General features: G+C 68.1%; 24 protein-coding genes and 1 tRNA gene. 12 read left to right on the forward strand and 13 right to left on the reverse strand.

Annotated elements, in window-relative coordinates:
• The first annotated feature begins 414 nt into the window (after positions 1-414).
• Genes ACS5Q7_RS03695 through ACS5Q7_RS03705 form a run of 3 tightly spaced genes read left to right on the forward strand, consistent with a single transcriptional unit; the run spans position 415 to position 6,069 of the window.
• Positions 415-1,068 carry an ImuA family protein gene (locus ACS5Q7_RS03695; RefSeq protein ID WP_478338079.1) on the forward strand — a complete coding sequence of 218 codons (654 nt, stop codon included), beginning with the start codon at positions 415-417 and terminating at the stop codon, positions 1,066-1,068.
• On the forward strand, positions 1,034-2,785 hold the full coding sequence (locus ACS5Q7_RS03700; protein ID WP_478338080.1) for a DUF6504 family protein: 1,752 nt from the start codon (positions 1,034-1,036) through the stop codon (positions 2,783-2,785). The genes ACS5Q7_RS03695 and ACS5Q7_RS03700 overlap by 35 nt, the downstream gene beginning before the upstream one ends.
• On the forward strand, positions 2,758-6,069 hold the full coding sequence (locus ACS5Q7_RS03705) for an error-prone DNA polymerase (protein ID WP_478338081.1): 3,312 nt from the start codon (positions 2,758-2,760) through the stop codon (positions 6,067-6,069). The genes ACS5Q7_RS03700 and ACS5Q7_RS03705 overlap by 28 nt, the downstream gene beginning before the upstream one ends.
• Before the next feature lie 3 nt (positions 6,070-6,072).
• On the opposite strand, the gene ACS5Q7_RS03710 is transcribed toward ACS5Q7_RS03705, so the two are convergent.
• The gene (locus tag ACS5Q7_RS03710) at positions 6,073-6,249 is read right to left on the reverse strand and encodes a hypothetical protein (RefSeq protein WP_238248866.1); all 177 of its coding nucleotides are present in this window, start codon (positions 6,247-6,249) and stop codon (positions 6,073-6,075) included.
• A gap of 136 nt (positions 6,250-6,385) precedes the next feature.
• On the opposite strand from ACS5Q7_RS03710, the gene ACS5Q7_RS03715 reads away from it, so the two are divergent.
• On the forward strand, positions 6,386-6,835 hold the full coding sequence (locus ACS5Q7_RS03715; protein ID WP_478338082.1) for a hypothetical protein: 450 nt from the start codon (positions 6,386-6,388) through the stop codon (positions 6,833-6,835).
• Here the strand turns inward: ACS5Q7_RS03715 and ACS5Q7_RS03720 are convergent, their stop codons facing one another.
• Together ACS5Q7_RS03720 and ACS5Q7_RS03725 are read right to left on the reverse strand one after the other, a co-directional pair.
• Positions 6,836-7,003, reverse strand: coding sequence for a hypothetical protein (locus ACS5Q7_RS03720; RefSeq protein ID WP_478338083.1), 168 nt, complete (start codon positions 7,001-7,003; stop codon positions 6,836-6,838). It lies immediately after the preceding gene.
• Between the two features lie 149 nt (positions 7,004-7,152).
• Positions 7,153-8,061: a histone deacetylase family protein gene (locus tag ACS5Q7_RS03725; protein ID WP_478338084.1), complete on the reverse strand. Its 909-nt coding sequence runs from the start codon at positions 8,059-8,061 to the stop codon at positions 7,153-7,155.
• 142 nt (positions 8,062-8,203) lie between these two features.
• Between ACS5Q7_RS03725 and ACS5Q7_RS03730 the strand changes: the two genes are divergently transcribed.
• Positions 8,204-9,346 carry a ceramide glucosyltransferase gene (locus ACS5Q7_RS03730; protein WP_478338085.1) on the forward strand — a complete coding sequence of 381 codons (1,143 nt, stop codon included), beginning with the start codon at positions 8,204-8,206 and terminating at the stop codon, positions 9,344-9,346.
• Positions 9,347-9,358: 12 nt separating this feature from the next.
• Here ACS5Q7_RS03730 and ACS5Q7_RS03735 read toward each other — a convergent pair whose 3' ends face one another.
• The 4 genes from ACS5Q7_RS03735 to ACS5Q7_RS03750 all read right to left on the reverse strand — a co-directional run bounded on the left by ACS5Q7_RS03735 (position 9,359) and on the right by ACS5Q7_RS03750 (position 13,229).
• Complete coding sequence (locus tag ACS5Q7_RS03735) at positions 9,359-9,826, reverse strand: hypothetical protein (protein ID WP_478338086.1); 468 nt, start codon at positions 9,824-9,826, stop codon at positions 9,359-9,361.
• 181 nt (positions 9,827-10,007) lie between these two features.
• Entirely contained in the window at positions 10,008-10,514 is a 507-nt protein-coding gene (locus ACS5Q7_RS03740) for a hypothetical protein (protein WP_478338087.1), read from the reverse strand.
• The gene (locus ACS5Q7_RS03745; RefSeq protein ID WP_478338088.1) at positions 10,507-11,943 is read right to left on the reverse strand and encodes a chromosome partitioning protein ParA; all 1,437 of its coding nucleotides are present in this window, start codon (positions 11,941-11,943) and stop codon (positions 10,507-10,509) included. The genes ACS5Q7_RS03740 and ACS5Q7_RS03745 overlap by 8 nt, the downstream gene beginning before the upstream one ends.
• A 635-nt stretch (positions 11,944-12,578) precedes the next feature.
• Positions 12,579-13,229, reverse strand: coding sequence for a metallophosphoesterase (locus ACS5Q7_RS03750; RefSeq protein WP_478338089.1), 651 nt, complete (start codon positions 13,227-13,229; stop codon positions 12,579-12,581).
• A gap of 390 nt (positions 13,230-13,619) precedes the next feature.
• Between ACS5Q7_RS03750 and ACS5Q7_RS03755 the strand changes: the two genes are divergently transcribed.
• Positions 13,620-14,120, forward strand: a complete 501-nt coding sequence (locus ACS5Q7_RS03755) for a hypothetical protein (RefSeq protein WP_478338090.1) — start codon at positions 13,620-13,622, stop codon at positions 14,118-14,120.
• A 128-nt stretch (positions 14,121-14,248) separates the two neighbouring features.
• The gene (locus tag ACS5Q7_RS03760) at positions 14,249-14,650 is read left to right on the forward strand and encodes a hypothetical protein (RefSeq protein ID WP_478338091.1); all 402 of its coding nucleotides are present in this window, start codon (positions 14,249-14,251) and stop codon (positions 14,648-14,650) included.
• Between the two features lie 9 nt (positions 14,651-14,659).
• Here the strand turns inward: ACS5Q7_RS03760 and ACS5Q7_RS03765 are convergent.
• Positions 14,660-14,744, reverse strand: a tRNA-Leu gene (locus tag ACS5Q7_RS03765).
• Between the two features lie 129 nt (positions 14,745-14,873).
• Here ACS5Q7_RS03765 and ACS5Q7_RS03770 point away from each other — a divergent pair.
• Both ACS5Q7_RS03770 and ACS5Q7_RS03775 read left to right on the forward strand, forming a co-directional pair.
• Entirely contained in the window at positions 14,874-15,455 is a 582-nt protein-coding gene (locus ACS5Q7_RS03770) for a YqaA family protein (protein WP_478338092.1), read from the forward strand.
• Between the two features lie 2 nt (positions 15,456-15,457).
• Positions 15,458-15,946 carry a disulfide bond formation protein B gene (locus ACS5Q7_RS03775; protein ID WP_478338093.1) on the forward strand — a complete coding sequence of 163 codons (489 nt, stop codon included), beginning with the start codon at positions 15,458-15,460 and terminating at the stop codon, positions 15,944-15,946.
• Here ACS5Q7_RS03775 and ACS5Q7_RS03780 read toward each other — a convergent pair.
• The 4 genes from ACS5Q7_RS03780 to cpdR form a co-directional block, all read right to left on the reverse strand.
• The gene (locus ACS5Q7_RS03780) at positions 15,943-16,395 is read right to left on the reverse strand and encodes a DUF1178 family protein (protein WP_478338094.1); all 453 of its coding nucleotides are present in this window, start codon (positions 16,393-16,395) and stop codon (positions 15,943-15,945) included. The genes ACS5Q7_RS03775 and ACS5Q7_RS03780 overlap by 4 nt on opposite strands.
• Before the next feature lie 19 nt (positions 16,396-16,414).
• Positions 16,415-17,254, reverse strand: a complete 840-nt coding sequence (locus ACS5Q7_RS03785) for a carbon-nitrogen hydrolase family protein (RefSeq protein WP_478338095.1) — start codon at positions 17,252-17,254, stop codon at positions 16,415-16,417.
• Positions 17,247-17,516 carry a glutaredoxin 3 gene (gene grxC / locus ACS5Q7_RS03790; RefSeq protein WP_478338096.1) on the reverse strand — a complete coding sequence of 90 codons (270 nt, stop codon included), beginning with the start codon at positions 17,514-17,516 and terminating at the stop codon, positions 17,247-17,249. The genes ACS5Q7_RS03785 and grxC overlap by 8 nt, the downstream gene beginning before the upstream one ends.
• A gap of 93 nt (positions 17,517-17,609) precedes the next feature.
• Entirely contained in the window at positions 17,610-17,966 is a 357-nt protein-coding gene (cpdR, locus tag ACS5Q7_RS03795) for a cell cycle two-component system response regulator CpdR (protein ID WP_003603128.1), read from the reverse strand.
• Positions 17,967-18,176: 210 nt separating this feature from the next.
• Between cpdR and ACS5Q7_RS03800 the strand changes: the two genes are divergently transcribed.
• Positions 18,177-19,088 carry an N-formylglutamate amidohydrolase gene (locus tag ACS5Q7_RS03800; RefSeq protein WP_478338097.1) on the forward strand — a complete coding sequence of 304 codons (912 nt, stop codon included), beginning with the start codon at positions 18,177-18,179 and terminating at the stop codon, positions 19,086-19,088.
• Between the two features lie 204 nt (positions 19,089-19,292).
• On the opposite strand, the gene galU is transcribed toward ACS5Q7_RS03800, so the two are convergent.
• On the reverse strand, positions 19,293-20,159 hold the full coding sequence (gene galU / locus ACS5Q7_RS03805; protein ID WP_478338098.1) for a UTP--glucose-1-phosphate uridylyltransferase GalU: 867 nt from the start codon (positions 20,157-20,159) through the stop codon (positions 19,293-19,295).
• 167 nt (positions 20,160-20,326) lie between these two features.
• Here galU and galE point away from each other — a divergent pair, with 167 nt between their 5' ends.
• Complete coding sequence (gene galE / locus ACS5Q7_RS03810; protein WP_478338099.1) at positions 20,327-21,319, forward strand: UDP-glucose 4-epimerase GalE; 993 nt, start codon at positions 20,327-20,329, stop codon at positions 21,317-21,319.
• A 3-nt stretch (positions 21,320-21,322) separates the two neighbouring features.
• Positions 21,323-22,510, forward strand: coding sequence for a lytic murein transglycosylase (locus ACS5Q7_RS03815; protein WP_478338100.1), 1,188 nt, complete (start codon positions 21,323-21,325; stop codon positions 22,508-22,510).
• Positions 22,511-22,516 lie beyond the last annotated feature (6 nt).

The following is a 22,516-nucleotide window of genomic DNA, read 5'->3' on the forward strand; positions in this document are numbered from 1 at the left end:
AACGATGATCTATCGTAAATTTGAGCTTTTTGACGCGAACGCGTTAAGCTTTGATTTCGAGATAGACTGCTCTTCCGGGGCACACATTCGCAGACGATCACGAATGAATCGTTCCGAGATGCCGTTCGGATGATAGATTCTCATCCTTAGGGTTGTGGAAGGATGCGTCCCGGCGGGGCGTCCACAGCCATCCACACCAGTCCACAGGCCAAGCCGCTGGCATGGCATGAGATTCAGGAACGGTCACGGAGCCGGTTGAGTTTGTTCCCGTTATGTTCCTATCTCGGAGCATGACTGGACCCGATGACGATGGCACAGGCGCCGACGAGCCCCCCGAACCCGGCAAGCGCGAAAGACCGCTTGGCCCGGCTTCGGGCGGAGCTTTCCGCCGAGCCCTCCCGAGAGACCAGGATCATGCCCCTCGGGCATCCGGTGATCGACGCGCACCTGCCAGGCGGCGGGCTCGTCCTGGGGCCGCCTCACGAGATCGCTCCCGCCGAGCCCGGCGACGCCATCGCCGCCCTGGCCTTCGCCCTGGCCCTCTGTGCCCGCCGCCTCGCGGAGGTGCCGCGCGAGGCGATGATCGCCTCTTCCGGGCACCCCCTGCCCTACGGCCACGGCCTCGCCTCGCTGGGGCTCGATCCGGGGCGCCTCCTGCTGCTGGAAGCGGGGGGCGATGGGGAGGTGTTCCGCGCCCTGGAAGCCGCGCTCCACGCGAACTGCCTGTCCGCGCTCATCGGGCTGGTGGGCGAGGGAATGCCGCTGAAGGCGGGGCGGCGCCTGCAACTCGCCGCCGAGACCGGCGAGCCGCCCCTCCTCCTCGTCCTGCGCCAAGCCGGGACCGGGCTGCCCAACGGGGCAGCGACCCGCTGGCGCGTCGCCCCTGCTCCGGCCGGGGCCGACCGCTTCGGCGGCCTTCACGCCCCGCGCTGGCGGGTGCGCCTCGAACGGTGCCGCAACGGGCGCGGCGGATCCTGGCTGGTGGAGTGGGATAGTGCCGCGAATCGTCTGCATCTGCCTGAGCGACTGGCCGATGACGCGGCTTCAGCGGGCCGGGCTCGCCCCTGAGGAAGGACCGCACGCGGTCGCCGCCGTCGGGCCGGGGGGCCTGCGCCTCGTCGCCCTCGACACGCGGGCGCGTGCCCTCGGCTTGGCGGTCGGGGAGTTGCTGGGCCGGGTCCGCGCGCGGATCGGGGTGCCCCTGCGCGTCCACCCGGCCGACCCGGAGGCCGAGCGGGATGCCCTGCACCGCCTGTGCCGCTGGGCGATGCGCTACGCCCCCAGCGTCGCGCCCTTCGGCCCGGCCGAGGGGTGCCACGGATTCTTCATCGACATCGAGGGCGCGTCCCATCTCCATGGGGGCGAGGCGGCGCTGCTCGACGATCTTGCCGGGCGCCTCGCCCGGGCGCGGATCCCGGCGCGGATCGCGCTGGCCGACACGATGGGCGCGGCCTTCGCCGTGGCCCGAAACGGAACCGCACGGGTTCCCCTCTCCCCGCCTGCGGGGATTGTTGCGGAAGTCGCGACCAGCCCCCTCCGCTCTCCCTCCCCCCTCTGTGGGGGAGGGTACCCTGCGGAGCAGGGGGGGAGAGGGGAACCCCGCTTCAGGACAAGACGCGCCCGTGGTGAGGATCGGTGCTCGATCCTGCACCGTCGCTCCCCTCTCCCGACCCCCTTCGGGGGCCACCCTCCCTCGCAAAGGGGGGAGGGATTTCAGCCTGCGATTGCTTCTCTGCCGCATTCCGCAACGATCCCCACTCTGATCGTCCCTCCCGGCGAGCACGCCGCGCATATCGCCCCCCTCCCCGTCGAGGCGCTGCGCCTCGAAGCCGATATCGCCGCAGGGTTGCGGCGCCTCGGCCTGCGCCGGATCGCCGATGTCGAGTCCCTGCCCCGCGCCGGTCTCGCCCGGCGCTTCGGGCTGGCGCCGTTGCTGCGGCTCGATCAGGCCTATGGCCGCCGAGCCGAGCCCCTGGCGCCCCTCGACGAGGCCCGCACCTTCTCGGCCGCGCGCGGCTTCCTCGATCCGATCGGGCGGCAATCCGACGTGGTCGCCGCCGCCCGCTCGCTGATGGACGAGATCGCCACCCGGCTCGAACGGGCCGGGCTCGGCGCCTGCGCCCTGCGCCTCACCCTGCACCGGGTCGATGGGACCGTGCGCGCCCTCGATCTCGGCCTGTCGCGGCCGGAGCGCAGCCCGGAGCGCATCGCCGCGCTGATCGGGCTGCGGCTCGAACGGCTCGGCGCCGGCCTCGATGCCGGGTTCGGCTTCGAGACCGTGGACCTCGCCGTCACCTCCGCCGAACCCATGGTTGCGAAACAAGCCGCCCTCGGCGGCTCCGGCGCGGGTGAGCGGGTCGCGAACCTCGCCGATACCATCGCCCAGCGCATCGGCCGGCGGCTTCAGCGGCTCGCCCCGCGCGAGAGCCACGTGCCCGAACGAGCGGAAGGCATCGTCTCGTGGGTCACCCCGCCCCTGCCCTATCCGGCCATTCTCCCGGCCCGGCCGCTGGTGCTCTTCGCCCGCAGCGAGGCCGCGCAGGACGTCTTCGCCACGGCGCCGGACGGGCCGCCCCACCGCTTCCGCTGGCGCGCGCGGGAATACCGGGTCGCCCGCGCCGAGGGACCGGAGCGCATCGCCCCCGAATGGTGGCGCGAGCAGGCCGAGCCGCGCGACTATTACCGCATCGAGTGCGAGGCCGGTCGCCGCCTGTGGCTCTACCGGGACGGGCCGCATGGGCCGGAGCGCCCGGCCGCATGGTTCGTCCACGGGATGTTCCCGTGAGCGGCTATGTCGAACTCGGCGCCACCACCAACTTCTCCTTCCTGCGCGGCGCCTCGCACCCGCAGGAATACGTGGTCCAGGCGGCGGCTTACGGCCTCGCGGGGATCGGCATCGCCGACCGCAACACCGTCGCCGGGCTGGTACGGGGGCATTCGGCTGCATTGCAGATGGAGAAGGAGGGCACGCCGATCCCCTTCCTGCCGGGCGTGCGCCTCGTCACGGAAGACGGGTTCGAGGCCCTGACCTATCCGATGGACCGGGAGGCCTGGGGGCGCCTCTGCCGCCTGCTCACCGCCGGCAACCGGCGGGCGCGCAAGGGCGAGTGCCGCTTCTCCTTCACGGAGATGCTGGAGGCCGCCCAAGGCCAAGTCTTCATCGCCCTCCCGACGGGGCGCCGGCCGGAACCGCAGGCCGGCTTCCTCGCCCGCCTCGAAGCCCTGGCCGCCGCCGCGAGCGGCCGGGTCTGGCTCGGCGCCAGCCATCGCCGCCGGGGGGACGAGCGCCTGCGCCTGCGGCTCCTCGACGAGATCGGCCGCCGCACGGGAACGCCGATGGTCGCCGTGGCCGATGCCCTCTACCACCACCCGGACAGGCGCCCGTTGCAGGACGTGCTGACCTGCATCCGCGAGGGCTGCACCCTCGACGCGGCGGGCTATCGCCTGGAAGCCAATGCCGAGCGGCATCTGAAGCCCGAAGCCGAGATGGCGCGGCTGTTCCGCGACCATCCCGAGGCCCTGGCGCGTACCGCCGAGATCGCAGCCCATTGCGATTTCGAGCTGTCGCAACTCCACTACGAATACCCGGACGAGCCCGTGCCCCCCGGCCGTCAGGCTCAGGATTATCTGGAAGAGAAGACGTGGCACCGCGCCCGCTACTGGCGCTACCCGGACGGCATTCCGAACGGCGTCGAGGAGACGTTGAAGACGGAACTCGCCTTCATCGCGAAGATGAAGTTCGCCCATTACTTCCTCACGATCAGCCAGATCGTGGATTTCGCCCGCGACAAGGGCATCCTGTGCCAGGGGCGCGGCTCGGCGGCCAATTCCGCCGTGTGCTTCTGCCTCGGCATCACCGCCGTCGATCCCTCGAAGCACCGGCTGCTCTTCGCCCGCTTCATCTCCGAGAACCGGGGCGAGCCGCCGGACATCGACGTCGATTTCGAGCACGAGCGGCGGGAGGAGGTGATCCAGCACCTCTACGAGCGCTACGGCCGCGAGCGGGCGGCCCTGTGCTCGACGGTGATCCATTACCGGCCGCGCATGGCGATCCGCGAGGTCGCCAAGGTGCTCGGCCTGTCGGAAGACGTGGCCGCCTCCGTCGCGGATACGGTCTGGGGGTCCTGGGGCAAGGATCTGCCCGACGCCCATGTCATGCAGACCGGGCTCGACCCCGCCAACCCGGCTCTCCGGCAGGCCCTGAACCTCGCCCTGCAACTGATCGGCTTCCCCCGGCACCTGTCGCAGCATGTCGGCGGGTTCGTCCTCACGCGCGGGCGCCTCGACGAGACCGTCCCCGTGGGCAACGCCGCGATGCCCGACCGGACCTTCATCGAGTGGGACAAGGACGACATCGACGTCCTCGGCCTGATGAAGGTCGACGTGCTGGCTTTGGGGATGCTCACCTGCCTGAAGCGCGGGCTCGACTTCCTGAAGCGCGACCACGGCATCGACTACCCGACGCTCGCCGACCTGCCGAGGGAGGATCCTGCCACCTACGCCATGCTGTCGAAGGCCGATTCCGTCGGCGTGTTCCAGGTCGAGAGCCGGGCGCAGATGTCGATGCTGCCGAGGCTGAAGCCGAAGGAATTCTACGACCTCGTGGTGCAGGTCGCCATCGTCCGCCCCGGCCCGATCCAGGGGGACATGGTCCACCCCTATCTGAAGCGCCGCTGCGGGCAGGAGCCGGTGGTGTACCCGGCCCCGCACCCGGATCACGGACCGGCGAACGAGTTGGAGGAGGTGCTGAAGAAGACCTACGGCGTGCCGCTCTTCCAGGAGCACGCCATGCAGATCGCCATCACGGCGGCGGGCTTCTCCCCGGCCGAAGCCGATGGCCTGCGGCGGGCCATGGCGACGTTCCGCCATGTCGGCTCGATCGGCGGCTTCGCGGAGAAGTTCGTGGGCGGGATGACCCGGCGCGGCTACCCGCAGGCCTTCGCCGAACGATGCTTCGCGCAGATCCGCGGCTTCTCCACCTACGGCTTCCCCGAGAGCCACGCGGCGAGCTTCGCGCTCCTCGTCTACGCCTCGGCGTGGATGAAATGCGCCCACCCGGATGTGTTCCTGGCCGCGATCCTCAACGCGCAGCCGATGGGCTTCTACCAGCCGGCGCAATTGGTCCGCGACGCCCGCGCCCATGGCGTCGAGGTGCGCCATGTCTGCGTGAACGCCAGCGAATGGGATTGCACCCTGGAACCCGCCGAGACGCCGCGCCTGCACGCCGTCCGCCTCGGTCTGCGGCTGGTGACCGGCCTGCCCGAGGGCGCGATGCGCCGGCTCGTGCGGCTGCGGGCCAACGGCTATGCCAGCATCGAAGGGTTGCAGGCCTCCCTCGCCCTGCCGCGCAACGTGTTGGAACGGCTCGCGGAGGCGGATGCGTTCCGGGCGCTCGGCCTCTCGCGGCGGGATGCGCTCTGGGCGGTGCGGGCGCTGGAAGGGCTGTCGCGCCGGGACGCGGCGGCCCATGCCGGGGACGGGCGCCGTGCCGAATTGCTGGACGCGCCGCTGCCGCTCTTCGCGTGGCACGCCGATGACGGCCTGTTCCGGCACGAGCCGGCGGCGGACCTGCCGGCGATGGCCCCTTCGGAGACCGTCGCCGACGATTACGCCACGACCAGTTTGTCCTTGCGCGGCCATCCGGTGGCGTTCTTCCGGGAGCGCCTGGCGCGGATCGGCGCCATCACCGCCCGCGCCCATCTCGACCCCGCCTTGCCCCAGGGGATGCGGGCCACGGTGGCGGGGATCGTGCTGGTGCGTCAGCGTCCGGGTACGGCGAAGGGCGTGGTCTTCCTCACCATCGAGGACGAGACCGGCATCGCCAACATCATCGTCTGGAAGAAGGTGTTCGAGGCGAACCGCCGGATCGCCATGCAGGCACGGTTCCTGGCGGTTCGGGGTCGGGTCCAGAGGGCCGGAGAGGTGGTCCACCTCGTCGCCGAGGGGTTTCGCGATCTCACCGAGTCCCTGCGGGACCTGCGGGAAGCCGGGCTGCGGCTACCGGCGGAGACCACCGATTTCGGGGCGCCGACAGACCGGCAACCCTATCGCAGCCGCGACTTCCACTAAACATCAACGATGGGACGACTCATCCAGGCGGATGGTCGGGAGCATCTCGAGGGCCTTGGCGGTGATCCGCTCGAGATGCTCACCCTGAAGACCCTTCTCGGCACCGAGCTTCTTGATGCGTTCGCGGTGCTGCGCGAGGGTGAGCCCATAATACGTCTGTTCGGTGGTCTGCTCAGCCATTCATCACTCCTGTGGCGGGAGGGCTGATTTGGCAAAAGAGCCCCATCGTTTCAAGGGCCTGGATCCATCCAAGGGGCCTCGACAGCGCCTCTCCGGCACGCCAGAACGACACCAGACCGAAGGGACGAACACCCCCATGCCGCGCCTGCCGATCCTCCTTGCCGCCTGCCTCGCCCTGGCCCCCCTCGCGGCCCATGCCGACGAGTGCGACGATCTCACGAGACAGATTGCAACCGCCATCGGCGGCAAGGTCGGGCGGCGCTCCGGCCCGAGCATCGACATCCGCCTGCCGGGACCGAACAAGTTCGACGTGACCTGCCGGGCCGAGCCCATCGTGCAGGCGACCTCGGCCGAGCCGCAGCCCTCGGCGACGTTCTTCCGCGAACTCTCGACAGCTTCCGAGATCCTGATCGGCGAATCCGCCTCGACGGTGGAGCCGATCATCGCGAAGGCCTACCGCACCGCCCTTTCCGAGGGGCGCAAGTCCTTCATCCAGCAGAACGGATGGTCCGCGAGCTGCTATGCCGACCCGGCGAGCAGCACCATGCGCACCCTGTGCTCGGTCGGCCGCATCCCGCCGGGCTGATCACCGCGCGGGGAGAATCGCGCCCGTCACGATGGGCTCGACCAGGGCTGCGTCGCGCGACGGAGCCGGTTTCTGGCGGTCGAGCTTGTCCGCCGAAATCAGCGCGGCGGCGATCAGCGCGGCGACCGCCAACGTCGCTTTGACCGCTTCCCAGACCCGCGCGAACATGGCCGAACCTCGACGGCGCCCCGGTTGAACGCACCCGGGCCATCTCACGGCACCGGGCGTCGCAACCGGGATCCTCGGTCCCGGACCTTCTCAAACCCTTACGACAGGACGATTTCACCGCATTGCACAAGGGCCGTGGCCGGGAAGCCTCAGGCTTCCGCCGCCTCGGCCGCCAGCGCCTCGAAGACCAGGGCGTGACGCGCGGCCAGAGCCTCGACATCGGTTGAATAGCCGCCGCCGATCACCCCCACGATGGGGATGCCCCGCAGCCGTGCCGCTCGCACAACGAACCGATCGCGGGCCCGCAGGCCATCGGTCGACAGGCTCAACCGGCCGAGCCTGTCGTCCCGGTGCGGGTCCACCCCGGCATTGTAGAACACGATGTCCGGCCGGAACGCATCGAGGAGGGGCGGCAGGCGCGCCTCGATCACCGCGAGGTATTCGCCGTCATCGAGCCCATCGGGCAGGCCGATATCGAGATCGCCGGGTATCTTCTGCGACGGGTAGTTCCGCTCGCAATGGACCGAGAGGGTGAACAGGTCGGGCTCGCGCGCCAGGCAATCGGCGGTGCCATCGCCTTGGTGCACGTCGAGATCGACCACCATCGCCCGGCCGATCAGACCTTCCTCGCGGAGCGTGAGCGCTGCCACCGCCACGTCGTTGAGCACGCAGAAGCCCGCGCCCTGCGCCCGCCGCGCGTGATGGCTGCCGCCGGCCGCGCTTCCCGCGAAGCCGAGCTTCAGCGCGAGCCGACCGGCGAGCACGGTGCCCCCGACGCTCGCCCGCGAGCGGCGGACCAGCGCCTCGCTGACCGGCAATCCGATCTCCCGCTCGATGGCCCTCGGCACGTCGCAGGCAAGGATGGCCGCGACATAGGCCGGGTCATGCGCCCGTTCGAGCATCTTCGCACTCGCCGGCTCCGGCGTCACGAAGCCATCGGGCACGAGCCCTCGCGCCCTGATGGCCTCGGCGAGCAAGCCGTACTTGCGCATGGGAAAGCGGTGGCCTTCGGGGAGCGGCGCCTCGTAGGCCGGATGGAAGCAGATGGGGGGTCGCATGCCTCTCGCAACGTGTCGAAGGGGGACGCCGGAGAGAGCCGCACCGCGTCACACAACTGATATGCTGCGGCTGTTAGCCGGACGCCACGGGCGCAGGTGCGCTCCCACGACGCGCCCGGTCCGGCGCCGACGGCTCTCTTGCATGATCAGCGCGCTGGACGGCGTATCCCTGGCGCTCGCGGCCTGCATCGCGATGACTCTGGTGAACCTCACCAGCTTCGCCTTGGCCGGGTCCCGCCTTCGGCGGCCCATGCGCTCCTCGACCTTCCCGGAAGGGGCTCCGGTTTCCCTGATCCGCCCGGTCTGCGGGCTCGAGCGGTTCAGCGAGGAGACCCTGGAGAGCGGCTTCCGCCTCGCCTATCGCGATTATGAACTGATCTTCTGCGTGGCCGAGGCCGGCGATCCGGTGCTGCCCCTCGTGAGGCGCCTCATCGTCCGGCATCCCCACATCAAGGCGCGGGTCATCGTCGGGGAAGAGCGGGTCAGCGACAATCCGAAGCTCAACAATTGCGTGCGCGGCTGGGATGCCGCCACCCACGACTGGATCGTGCTCGCCGATTCCAACGTGCTGATGCCCCCCGATTACCTGCAGACCTTGCAGGCCGCGTGGCGCCCCGACACGGGCCTCGTCTGCGCGACGCCCATCGGCGCCCGGCCGGAGGGGTTCTGGGCGCTCGTGGAATGCGCGTTCCTGAACACCTTGCAGGCGCGCTGGCAATATGCCGGCGAGGCGGTCGGCCTCGGCTTCGCCCAGGGCAAGAGCATGCTCTGGCACCGCCCCTTCCTCGATGCCGTGGGCGGCATCCGGGCGCTCGCCGCCGAGATCGCCGAGGACGCCGCCGCCACCAAGATCGTGCGGGCGGCCGGGCGTCGGGTGAACCTCGTCGCCGCGCCGTTCTCACAACCGCTGGGCCGGCGCAGCTTCGCCGAGATCTGGTCTCGGCAGATCCGCTGGGCCCGCCTGCGCCGCGTGACGTTTCCGCTGTTCTTCGCGCCCGAGATCGCGAGCGGGATGCTCGTGCCCTGCCTGCTGGCCGCCCTCTACATCCGTTCGGAGGAGGTGACATTCGGCCTCGGCGTGATGGTCGCCCTGACCTATGGCGGGGAATACCTGCTCGCCCTCCGCGCCGGCTGGCTGCGTTCGCCGGCGCTCATCGCGGCGTTCATCGCCCGCGATCTGCTCATCCCCTTCGTCTGGACCCTCGCCTGGATGCGCAGCGGCGTCGTCTGGCGCGGCAACGCCATGGCCATCGAGACGAAACCGTCCCGGATCCGTGCCGCCTGAGGCCGGCTTCGATCAGGGGAAGTTGAGGTTGGAGCGCACCGCGTCGGAGATGCGGGTCAGCCAATCCTCGGCTTCGCGGGCGCGGTCCTCGGCGGCCTGAAGCCTCTCCTCCAGGCTTTTGACCACGTTGCTCGCCCGGTGCTGCACATCCTGCAACATCCGCTCGGCCGCGAGCGCCCGGGCATTGGCGGCGGCGATCTCGTCCTGCATGTTCGCGAAGATCTTTTGAGCCTGCATCTCCTGCTGATGCCGGCTCGCCTCGATCTCCTGAATGTATTCGGCGGCGTCCTGGATGCGCTCGCAGACGGCGACCCATTCCTCGTGGCCGAACCGCTTAAGCGACTTAGCCAGGTCCGAACCGGGCCCGCGCTCGATAGGGCTGAGGGCCTTCATGTCCTTGCGCATCGACGATGCCATGAGAAGCGGCGTCGAATCCGCGTTTCTCTCCAGCGTCTCGATCACCCGGTTGCTCTCGACCATCGTCCCGCCCCGCCTTCGATCGCAAAGCCGCTCACTTCAGGATCGGTCCGGGAGGCGGGCCGCCCTGTTCGCTCGACGCTACCACGGCGGCCCCACGATCGATCGACCGTGCGGACGCCCGCTGGCTTCTCTCACGGCGCCCCATCGGCGCCGCTCCCGCACGACCTCCGGCGGGTCGACCTCAGTGCGACTCGCCCTCGCCGGGATGAAGCGGGCGGCGGAAGCTCGTGATGATCGTATCGTGCAGCCGCGACAGCCAGGTTTCCGCATCGTTGGCGCGGACTTCGGCGGCGCGGGCGCGCTCCTCGGACTTGATCAGCCGGCGCTCCAGCGCCGCGACCTGAAGTTCCAGGGCCTTCACCTGCTCGACCGAGCGGCTGCTGACCTGATGCAATTGCTGCTCGAGTTCGACCGCGCGCTCCTCGGAGAAGCGGATCGCCTCGCTCGCTTCCTTGATGAGATCGATGGCCGACTTGAAGTCACGGACCGGACCGCCCTCACTCGACGGAGGCTGCGACGGAAAGAACGAGACGTTCCCCGGCAGCGGGATCGGCTCGAAATTCTGGACGGCCTCGGCCGCAGCGGCGGCCGCGGCAGCGTGAGCCTTGAGGGCGGCGTAGGCCGCCGCGTCGGCGTCGTCCTCGATGGGCATGCGGACCTGTTCCATCATGGTGACCAACTCATGCATTCATGTCGTTATTGGACTTCGTGTCACGTCCCTCGCGCTCCGGCGGCGTGAAAGGAGTAACGTTGCTTTCCTCGGCGCGCTCGGCCTTCGGCTCGGGCGTCGAAATCCCAAGCAGCGTGGCCGGATCGACCCCGTGGAGATTGCGCACGGCGCGCTTCAAGGTCTCGTGCTGCTTCTGCAATGAGGCGCGGGTTTCGCGGGCGATGTCGAGGGCGCCCTGCGCCAGCGCCCGCTCGGACCGCTCGTTCTGAAGTTCCTCGACCAGCCGGCGGTTGGCGGCCTGAAGCTCGGCCTTCTCGCCTTCGTGCCGGCGGCCCAACTGCTCCATCCGGTCGGCCAGGGCGCTCACCCGCGTCTGGGACTGCTCCATCGCGACTTCCTTGGCCGCCAGTGCCTTGCTGAGCATGTCGGCGCGGCTGTCCGCTTCGGCGCGGAGGCGCTGGATCTCGGAAACGCGTTCGGTCTGCCGCTGAAGCTCGGCCTGCAACCCTTCGAGGCGCCGGTCGATGGTCGTCCGCTCGATCTGGAGTTCCTTGAGCGTCCGGTCGGAGGTACGGGAGGTCTCCTCGCGCTCGCGCAGCTGGCTGCGGGCCTGGGCGAGAAGCTGTTCCAGCGTCGAGGCGCGGCCCAGCGATGCGTCGAGCTTCATGGCGAGGTTCGCCCGGTCGGCGCGAATCGCCGCCATCTCGGACTCGAACTGGCTCTCGCCACGCTCCCGCGTCGCGGTTTCGGTGGCGAGTTGCGCCTCCAAGTCCCGGTTGCGCTGGCGCAGCACCTCGATCTGCTGGGTGAACTCGACCACCCGCGCCTCGGCTTCCGACAGCCGGACCGCCTGCTCACCGGCGAGCGCCTGAAGGCGGCGGGCGTCCTGCTCGCTGAGGCTCAACCGCTCGCTGAGGTCGTTCAGCTCGCGCTCGGCCCGGGTCATCGCCTGGTCGGCCGCCTGAGCCTCGATGCGCAGCGACTTGTTCTCGCCGGTGAGCGCGCGGACCTGCTCCGTTTCCGCGAAGATCTGGCGCTCCAAGTTCTCGACGGCGACCGTCCGGTCGCGCATCCGCAGACGCAATTCCTCGTTCTCGGCGTCGCGCTCGCGCAGCTGCGCCTCAAGGCGCTGCAACTCCGTCGAGGCCGCGGCAAGCTCGTTGGACGAAGTGGCGGCACGGCCGTTCACCTCGTTCAGCTCACGGTGGAGGTTGCGCATGTGCTCCTGCTCGCGGGCGAGCAGGACTTCGAGTTCGGCGATCTTGATCTTGGCCTGCGGAAGCTCGTCCGCCACACCGGCCAGGGGCTCGAGGATCTGGGCGAAATCCGACTGGAGGGACTTCAGATCGTCCAGCCGCTCCATCATCTGGCTGATGCGGACGCGAACCATCTCGCTGCGCTGGCCGATGGCATCGAACGCGCTGTAGGGATGCGCCTGTGGCGGCACCGGCTCCTCCTGTTGCCTGCGAGGAGCTTCGCGCGGGGGCTGGCGCAACTCTTCATACTCTTCGGTCTTGCGCTCACGCGGCGGCGAAGCCGGCTGTTGCTGACGCGGCGGCGAAGCCGGCTGTTGCTGACGCGGCGGCTGGGCCGGACGCTGCTGCTGGGGCGACGGGGATGGCTGGCGCTTCGCGGCCGGCGGGATCGCGTCTACTTCCAGTTCCGGCAGCCACGCAGAGTCCGGCTTCCGCGACGAATCCGACGATCCCGATCCCTGCCCCAGCAGGCGCTTGATCGGCATCCAAGCCATTGCCTGATCTCCTCCGCGCTGAGCCACGAACCGGCCACCCCTCGTTTCGCGCGATCGAGAGACCCTATTGATGAACCGGCATCAAGACCAGTGAGTCCACGCTCGCTGTGAACACCCATGAAGGCGTTTCGAGAGGTCGCGGCGGCCGGCGGAGGGGCTCTCGCGTCTTATAATGCCAGTATCGCTGGTCGCATCTCAAGTCTTAGTGTGGCGATATTCGGCCATCGATGCCGCCCCATAAGGATAAGGAAGTCGTTTATCGAGATGAAGCGGCTTGTTGCATATTTGCAACCTTCGCCGCCGCCGTCGTGCAGCTGCCCGAACCGGCCCAGCTAACGGATCTGGATGATGTCGATGGGGTCGGGCTGCGACTCGTCGAAGACGCCGCACGTGAACACGCCCGTCCGGCAGCCGTCGGTATCGAGGTTGCAGCGATGCGGCAAAATCTCCGGCAGGCCATCGGCTTGCGGAAAGTGGCCATGGACGAGGTAGGGCGCGCCGAAACCGGGCGATGGCGCGAGGGGAGCCCGGGCGCAAAGAAGCATCGTATCGTCTTGATAGGCCATCTCGCCGACGGTGGGATCGATGGAGGCGTGCACGAAAACCCGGTGCTCGTCTTCGACGTAACGGAGCAGCTTCTGCCGGAGGAATTCGATGTAGCGCGGCGGAATTTCGCTCGCCTTCGCGACCCCGAAACTGCGGAGTGTCTCGCCGCCACCGTTATACTCGAAATTCCACACGGAACGGTTGTCGCCCCTCGCGGCCGCGAGGAGCATCATGTCATGGTGTCCGCGCAATGCTGTGAGCCCGGGCGTGTCGATTAGCATATCCAGAACTTTGCTGGAATCTGGGCCGATATTGACGTAATCGCCCAATAGAACGATCCGGCGCGGATCATCGCCGGAATGGGCCGCGACGCGCTCGAGGATGAGACGTAGGCCATCGTAGCAACCGTGGATATCGCCGATGGCGTAGGTGTTCATCCCATCCTTGCCTGCGGTGCCGGAATTGGCCGCCCTCGCCGCCCGGCTGCGTGGGCCCTCCGTCTACACCTGACGATTGATCACATTTTTCGTTTTGGCTGGAAAGATTGCAAACCGGCAATGTCCACATCGACGCGGCCCGGGCACCGGATCGATTGCCCCGTACAACCCTAGCGCGCTGGCCCGCCGCCGTGCCGAGCATACGGAAACAAAAGCTCTCGTGGCATGACGAGAATTAACTGTCATTCTGATTGTACGAGGCCGAAGCCCTCGAAATCAGGGAAAACTTCGATCGGAGAGCCATCGGGGACTTGAGCGGTGGCCAAATTCAGACAAAATTAACGACATGGCTCACCGTCGAGCTCTGCCTATCTGCGGTCGTCGTCAGTCATGTTTCCGAACATCAATCCCGTGAAGAAACTGCGATTCGAGCGTGAAGACTTTCAGGCGCCGGCCGTGTCCGGCACTGCTACTTCACCCTCGGCCGGTAGCATTGCCACGATCTTGAGGGCATTCGGTTCTTCCATTGACGACGATTTACCGAGACCGCCGATGCGTGAGTCCGATACCGATTGGTCCGCTCTGATCGACCGCATCCGCTCCACGGCGATCCGCGTCCGCGAGGTCGAGGCGCAATCCCGTGAACGGGAAACGCATGTCGAGGAGCTGCTGGAACGCGCCCGTGCCGACATGAGGATGGCGGAGGAGCGGGTTCGGGCGGCGGAGGCACAAGTATCCGAGGCCCAGATCGCCGCCATGGAGCGGATCCGTGCCGCCGAAGCGCGGGCCGAGCAAGCCGAGGAACGCGCCCGCATCTCCGAGTCGTGGCTGAAGCAGATCCACGATACGATCTTCAACGAGTTCTCCGCCAACGGCGAGGTTGTCAGCTGATGTCGCGCGGCCTTCAGGATCGCCCGGCCGTCCCGGGTGACGTTTCCCTCGACGAGGATGCCACGCCGCGCCCGAGCTTGCGTCAGCTCCTCGCTCCGATACGGAGTGACGGTGAAAGGTTCGGCATCGTGCAGCTCTTTCCGGAGCCCTCCCGGCAGGCCGATCCCGACGCCGAGGAGCCGAATTGGCCCGGTGCGATCGAGTTGATTCGCGATATCGGATCGCGAACGCGTCAGGCCCGTCGCTTTGCCCAGGACGTGGTGCAGCATTCCCAAGCCGTCCTCGACGGCACGATGCAGCGTTTGGAGGACGCGGAGCGTCGGCTGCGCCTCGCGGAATCGGCGGCACGGGACGCGCATCTGCGCGCCGAGCGGGCCGAGCTTGCGGCGCAGATGGCCGATGCCCGCGCCCGCCGGGCGGAGGAGGAAACGGAATTGAACAGGGCCAAGCTGGCTGAAGCGCAGATGTGGCTCAAGCGGCTCTACAGCAGCGTGCAGATCGAGTTTCGGGATCTGGCCGAGGACGAGTGAGCCTGCTTGTGGTGCGGGTAGAGGGAATCGAACCCCCACGCCTTGCGGCTGGCGATTTTGAGTCGCCCGCGTCTACCAGTTCCGCCATACCCGCGCGGAGGCGCTCTTCGCACAGGTCGGGCGCTGCGGCCAAGTCATTTCTCTCGGTCTTCGCCTCTCTGGCGTTACGCTGTAGCCTGTGCTTGAAGGAGCGCCGCTTCCCTCGCACCCTTCGGACGACTTGATGCTGCGGCGGCTCTACGCCTGGATCCTCGCCCTGAGCGACCGGCCTTCGGCGCCCTACGTCCTCGGGGCCGTGGCCTTCGCGGAAAGCTCGTTTTTCCCCGTTCCGCCGGACGCGATGCTGGTGCCGATGGCCGTGAGCCGTCCGGACCGGGTGTACTTCTACGCCGCCGTCGCAACGCTATGCTCGGTGCTCGGTGGCCTGGTCGGCTACGCGATCGGCGCCCTGCTGTTCGACACTTTGGGCGAATGGCTGATCAAGCTCTACGGGCTGCAGAACTCGGCCGATGCCTTCCAGCGCTCGTACGCCGAGTACGGCCATTGGGTGATCCTGCTGAAGGGGCTCACGCCGATCCCCTATAAGCTCGTGACCATCACCTCGGGTCTCGCCCATTACAGCCTGTTCTGGTTCACGGTGCTGTCGATCATCACCCGGGGCGCGCGGTTCTTCATCCTCGCCGCCCTGCTCGGCCGCTATGGCGTGCAGATCCGCGGCGTGCTCGACAGGCATCTCAATGCCGTGGCCGCTATCTCCGTCGCGGTGATCGTCCTCGGCTTCGTCCTGTTCAAGGTGATCCTGTAGCGATGGATACGACAGCTGCCCTTCGCCTCAAGACAGCCGGCCTGTGGCTCGCCCTCGGCGCGGCGGTCACGGTCGGCGCCGCCCTCGTGCTGCAATACGGCTACGGCTATGTGCCGTGTAAGCTCTGCCTGACCGAGCGACTGCCCTATTACGCGGCGGTGCCGCTCGGCCTCGTCGCCTTGTTCGCGCCGGAGCGGCTTGCCCGCCTCGCCCTCGGACTCGCCGCGCTCGGCCTGCTCTACGGCGCGGGTGTCGGCGTTTATCACGCGGGCGCCGAATGGGGCTTCTGGCCGGGGCCGACCGATTGCGGCGGCGGGACGGGTGCCAACCCCACCGCCGTCAGCGACTTCATGAATTCGCTTCAGACCGTGCGGGTGGTCGATTGCTCCGTCGCGGCCCTGCGCGTCCTCGGTGTCTCGCTCGCCGGCTGGAGCGCGCTCATCTCTTTCGCCCTCGCCTCGCTGGCGGGGACGGTGGCGGCGCGGCGCTAGTTCCGGTCTTCCGGCAGCATCGGGAGGGGCGCGACGCCGATGCCTTCCTCGATCAAGGCATGGGCCTCGTCCAGGCTTGCCTGCCCGTGGATGGAGCGACCCTCGGCCTCGCCGTAATGGATCTTCCGCGCCTCTTCGGCGAAACGCTCTCCGACATGCTCGGAATGGGCCGCCACGTGCGCGTGCAGCGCCTTGATCATGTCGCGGAGCTTCTGCTCCGGCTCCGAGATCATCCGCACCGGAGCATCTGCCACAGGCGCGGCCACGGCGGCGGTGGCGCGGTCCGTCCGCGCCACCATGGGCGCCATCATCGCTTTCGAGACGGACGCGCTGCCGCAGTGCGGGCAGGAGACGAGGCCGCGCGAAATTTGCCCCTCGTAGGAATCCGACGAGGGAAACCAGCATTCGAAGCCGTGAGCGGCTTCGCAGACCAAATTGTACCGGATCATTCGCGTGTGGTTCGGTTGCTCAGGACGGTGTTCCGACCCGCTCGACGGTGAATGGCCGGGCATGCCGCAGGGATGGAATGCGTGCCCTCGCATCGGCGACGAGGGACAGGTCGATCTCGGCCAGGATGACCCCCCGCTCGGTTCCCCCTTCGGCGAGCACCCGACCCCACGGATCGACGATGATCGAATGGCCATACGTCTCGCGGCCATCCTCGTGAACACCGCCTTGTGCGGCCGACACCATGAAGGAGCCGGTCTCGATGGCCCGTGCCCGCTGCAGGACGTTCCAGTGCGCCTCGCCCGTCTGCCGGGTGAAGCAGGCGGGGCCGGTGAGGACGGTCGCGCCTGCCTCTGCCAACGAGCGGTAGAGCGCGGGGAAGCGGATATCGTAGCAGATCGTGAGGCCGAATGCCGCGAGCGGTGTCTCGGCCAGAACGGCACAACCGCCACCGGTATAGGTCGACGATTCGCGCCAGCTTTCGCCGCTCGGCAAATCCACGTCGAACAGGTGCAGCTTGTCGTAGGAGGCGGCGATCCCTCCCTCCGGGTCGACGAGGAAGGCGCGGTTGGCGATCTTCTCGCCATTGCGCACGGCGATGGAGCCGACATGAACCCAGGCGCCGACCTCCCGTGCCGTCTGGCGGAGGGCGGACAGCGTCGGGTCCGAGGCTTCGTCGGTCACGACGGAGAACAACCGCTCGCGGCTGCGCTCGACGAGCGAGGTCATCTCAGGCGTTTGGACGTAGCGCGCGCCCTGCCCCGCCGCCTCGCGCAGGCCGGCGACGGCCGCGTCGCGGTTTGCAGCCGGATCACGCCCCGACCGCATCTGCACACAGGCGGCGATGAAGCGCTCAGGCATCGGCTGGGGCCTTCAGCAGGGGATCGAGCTTGCCGGAGCGATCGAGGGCGTACAGATCGTCGCAGCCGCCCACATGGGTCGCGCCGATGAAGATCTGCGGCACGCTCGTGCGCCCGCCTGCCCGCTCGACCATCGTCGCACGGGCGCCGGCAGCGCGCTCCACGTCGATTTCCTGGAACGTGACACCCTTCTGCGACAACAGGCTCTTGGCCGCGGCGCAATAGGGGCACCAGGAAGTGGTGTAGATGGTGACCGGCTGCATCGTCGCTGCGTCCCGCGCGGAAGTCCCCCCATATAGGGGCTTCGCGCGGAACTTGCCTATGGCCGTGCGGTCACGGCCGGAAGCCGCGAGGGCTCAGGCCGCCAGCAGCTTCTCGACCTCGTTGACGAGATCGCGCAGGTGGAAGGGCTTCGACAGGACCTTGGCGTCCTTCGGGGCCTTCGAATCCGGGTTCAGCGCCACGGCGGCGAAGCCGGTGATGAACATCACTTTGATGTCCGGATCGAGCTCGGTCGCCCGGCGGGCCAGTTCGATCCCGTCCATCTCCGGCATCACGATGTCGGTCAGCAGAAGCTCGAACGGCTCCTCCCGCAGGCGGTTGTACGCGGAAAGGCCGTTGTCGAACGAGAGCACATCGTAGCCTGCGTTCTGCAGCGCCTTGGCGAGGAACCGGCGCATGTCATTGTCGTCTTCCGCCAGCAGAATTTTCATCGGACGGTTCCGAGACCTCGAATCGAAGCGTTGATCCCATAAAGGGACGGCTTGGTAAACAACATGTAACCGTAGCAGGTACGGCAACTTGATTAGCCACTGGCCGTTGTGTCGCCGCAACGGAGCGCGCAGCCAGTGGACAGAGGCGAATCTGCGCCTCAGACTGCGCGAGACGGATACGGGATCGCAGCCGGAGCGTCCACGCCGACGATGACAATCTCCGACACGGAAACGTCAGGGCCGACCGGGCCCGCCGCCCTGTTCGACCCGCCCTTCGCGGTGGACGAACCCACGAGCCATTCCATTCCCTTCGTGTTCAACACCGGGCACTCGGGCGCGGTCTACCCGCCGAGTTTCCTCGCGGCCTCGCGCCTGGACGGGTTGAGCCTGCGACGCTCGGAGGATGCGCATGTCGACCGGCTGTTCGCGCCTGTGGTGCGGCTCGGCGCGCCGCTGCTTCGCGCGAACTTCCCCCGCGCCTATCTGGATGTGAACCGCGAGCCCTATGAGCTCGACCCGCGGATGTTCGAGGGGCGGCTGCCGCCCTACGCCAACACCCGCTCCATGCGGGTCGCCGGCGGTCTCGGCACCGTGCCCCGCATCGTCGCGGACGGGCAGGAGATCTATCCCGGCCGCATCGCCGCGCACGAAGCGGTGGCGCGGATCGAAACCCTCTACAAGCCGTATCATCGCATCCTGCGCGGATTGATCCAGCGCACGGCCAAGGCCCATGGCCACTGCATCCTGATCGATTGCCATTCCATGCCGTCCACGAGCCTCGGCCGCGACGAGGCGAAGGCCGACGTGGTGCTCGGCGATCGGTACGGGACCGCATGCGGCCCCGCGTTGATCGCCGCCTTCGAGGCGCAATTTCAGGCGCATGGGTTCCGCGTGGTGCGCAACAAGCCCTATGCCGGCGGCTTCATCACCGAGCATTACGGCGAGCCGAATCTGGGGCGCCACGCGCTGCAGATCGAGGTCAATCGGTCGCTTTATATGAACGAGTCGAGCCTCGCCCTCACGAGGGACTTCGCTGGACTGGTGAGCGCGCTCGAAGCGATCATCGCCGCCGTCGCAACCGGAGCCGGCGACGTCACCCTCCCCCGCATGGCCGCCGAATAGGCGAAGCCGGACAGAAAAAAGGCCACTCCCGAAGGAGCGGCCCGAAGTCTAGGGAGGAAACGCCCAAGAAGGGCAGCAGGACCGCGACGCCATCGCGTTCCTGCGATGCACAAACTACAGTGCGGCGCACAAAAGACAAGGGCCAATCGTTCCGCTTAGCCCGCTTACGGCGCATGGCACCCCCGCTGAAACGGGGGTCTGTCCTCAATGGTCGGAGAGAAGCTTCGCGATCTCGGCCTTGAGCGGCCCGGCGAGGTCGGGACGGTCGAGGGCGTAGGCGACGTTGGCGGTGAGGAAGCCGAGCTTCGAGCCGGTGTCGTAGGTGCGGCCCTCGTAGCGCATCCCATAGAAGGATTGCTCGTCCATCAGGTCGATCATGGCGTCGGTGAGTTGGATCTCGCCGCCCGCGCCCTTCTTGCCATGCTCCAGGATGCCGAAGATCTCGGGCTGGAGGATGTAGCGGCCCGAGATGATGAAGTTCGAGGGCGCGGTGCCCTGCTTCGGCTTCTCGACCATGCCGGTGATCTCGAAGGTCTGGCCGTAGGTCTCGCCGACACTGACGATGCCGTATTGATGGGTCTCCTCGGGGGCGACCTCCTCGACGGCGATGACGTTGCCGCCGTGCCGCTCGTAGGCGGCGAGCATCTGGGCCATGCAGCCCCGGCTCAGCATGTCGGGCAGGAGCACGGCGAAGGGCTCGTCTCCGACGATCTCGCGGGCGCACCACACGGCGTGGCCGAGGCCAAGCGGCGCCTGCTGGCGGGTGAAGCTCGTCTGGCCCGCCTTGGGCAGGTCCTTCTGCAGCTCATCGTAGGCGGCCTGCTTGCCACGCTCCACGAGGGTGCGATCGAGCTCAAAGGCGATGTCGAAATGGTCCTCGATCACGGCCTTGCCCCGGCCGGTGACGAAGATGAAATGCTCGATGCCCGCCTCGCGCGCTTCGTCCACCACATGCTGGACGACCGGCCGGTCCACGACGGTCAGCATCTCCTTTGGTACGGCCTTGGTCGCCGGCAGGAAACGCGTGCCCAAACCCGCGACGGGGAGGACGGCCTTGCGGATCGGTTTCATCGTGCGTTGGCCTTGAAGCGATAGAGTTGATGAGATTCCCGGACGATGAGACAGACCGCAACGGCCATCGCAAGGCCCGTTTCATGATACTGCCCGGCAGTCCGCCGTAAATATATCGTCGGACGCTACCTGTAGCGTTAACTCCCGGGTTCAACGGAGACGACAAGATGGCGGTGCTGGTGACAGGCGGGGCCGGCTATATCGGCAGCCACATGGTGCTGGCGCTGCTCGATGCGGGGCATGAGGAAGTGGTCGTCCTCGACGATCTCTCCACGGGCTTCGATTGGGCAGTCCCCGAAGGCGTCACGCTCGTCGTGGGCGACGTGGCCGATCAGGATCTGGTCGCACGGACCATCCGCGAGCACGGAATCGATGCGCTGGCGCATTTCGCCGCGAAGATTGTTGTGCCGGAATCGGTCTCCGATCCGCTCGGCTATTACCTCGCGAACACGGTGAAGACCCGCGCGCTGATCGAGGCCGCCGTGCAGGCGGGCGTGCGCCACGTCATCTTCTCCTCGACGGCGGCCGTCTACGGCGAGCCGGAAGTCGTGCCGGTGACGGAAACGGTGACGCTCAACCCGATCAACCCCTATGGCCGCTCCAAGCTGATGAGCGAGTGGATGATCGCGGACGCCGCCGCGGCGCTCGGCTTCTCCTACGTGGTGCTGCGCTACTTCAATGTCGCCGGGGCGGATCCGAAGGGCCGGTCTGGCCAATCGACTCCGAACGCGACTCACCTCATCAAGGTCGCCACGCAGGCTGCGCTCGGGCAGCGGGAGCGGCTCGACGTCTACGGGACAGACTATCCGACACCGGACGGCTCGTGCCTGCGCGACTATATCCAGGTCAGCGATCTCGCGGAGGCGCACCGCCTCGCCCTCGACCATCTGCGCGGCGGCGGCGAAAGCCTCGTGCTGAATTGCGGCTACGGACGGGGCTACTCGGTCCTCGAGGTGGTCGAGGTGGTCAAGACGGTGTCGGGCAAGGATTTCACTGTGAAGATCTGCCCGCGCCGGGCCGGCGATCCCGCCCGGATCATCGCCGGAGCCGACAAGATCCGCGACCGACTCGGCTGGGTGCCCCGCTACGACGATCTCCACACCATCGTCACCCAGGCCATGGCCTGGGAGGATCACCTCACCAAGCGCAACCGGGTCTGAGCCATGCGCCGGCTCGCGGCGGTTTTCTCCGCCCTCGCGCTTCTCGCAAGCTCCGCCGCGTCCGCGAAGCCCGAGGGGGGCGCATCTTTCGCGAGCTTCCTCGCGGACCTGCGTCGGGATGCCGTCTCGCGCGGCATCTCGGACGCGACCTTCGAGGCCGCGTTCCGAGACGTGACGGCGCCGGACCCGGCGATCCTGGCACGCACCAAGAAGCAAGGCGAGTTCAGCCGTCCGGTGTGGGACTATCTCGTCGGCGCGGTGACGCCGGGGCGCATCGCGCGCGGACGTGCGCGCGGGCTGGCGCTGGCCGAGACCCTCAAGACGATCGAGGCGCGCTACAGCGTGCCCGACAGCATGGTGCTGGCGATATGGGGCGTCGAATCGGATTTCGGCGCCAGCGCCGGCTCCGTTTCCACCGTGAAGGCCTTGGCGACCCTCGCCGCCGCCGGGCATCGCGGCGTCCTCTTCCGTAACGAGTTGTTGGACGCGCTTCAGGTGCTCCAACGGGGCGACATCACCCCGACGGCGATGACCGGCTCGTGGGCGGGGGCGATGGGGCAAGTGCAGTTCCTGCCCTCGACCTATCTCGGCCATGCGGTCGATTTCGACGGCGATGGGCGCCGGGACATCTGGCAGGACGACGCCGATGCGCTCGCCTCCATCGCGGCGTACCTCAAGGATCTCGGCTGGAACCCCAGCGTGTCCTGGGGTTACGCGGTGAGCCTGCCCGACGATTTCGATCTCAGCCGCTATGCCGGCGATCTTTCCGATTTCGCCGCGCGGGGCGTTGCCCGCACCGATGGCGGCGCCCTCCCCCGCGCCGGCAAGGCGAGCCTGTTCCTGCCGGGTGGGCGCGGCGGCCCGGTCTTCCTGCTCACCGACAATTTCGAGGTGATCCGGGGCTACAACACCTCCGATTCCTACGCGCTGGCCGTCGGCCATCTGGCGGATCGTCTTGCCGGTGGCCCGGCCCTCATCGCTCCATGGCCGACCAAGGCGCCTCGGCTCGACAGCGCCGGACTCAAGGCCCTTCAACAGGCCCTCGCCGGCAAGGGAGTCTACCAGGGCGAGGCCGATGGCCGCGCCGGGCCGAAGCTGCGCGAGGCGGTGCGGCGCTATCAGATCGATGCCGGACTGCCGGCGGACGGCTACGCCTCGCCAGCCCTGCTCGCGCATCTCAAGGGGCGATGAACCATC

The sequence above is a fragment of the Methylobacterium sp. Gmos3 genome, assembly GCF_056430985.1.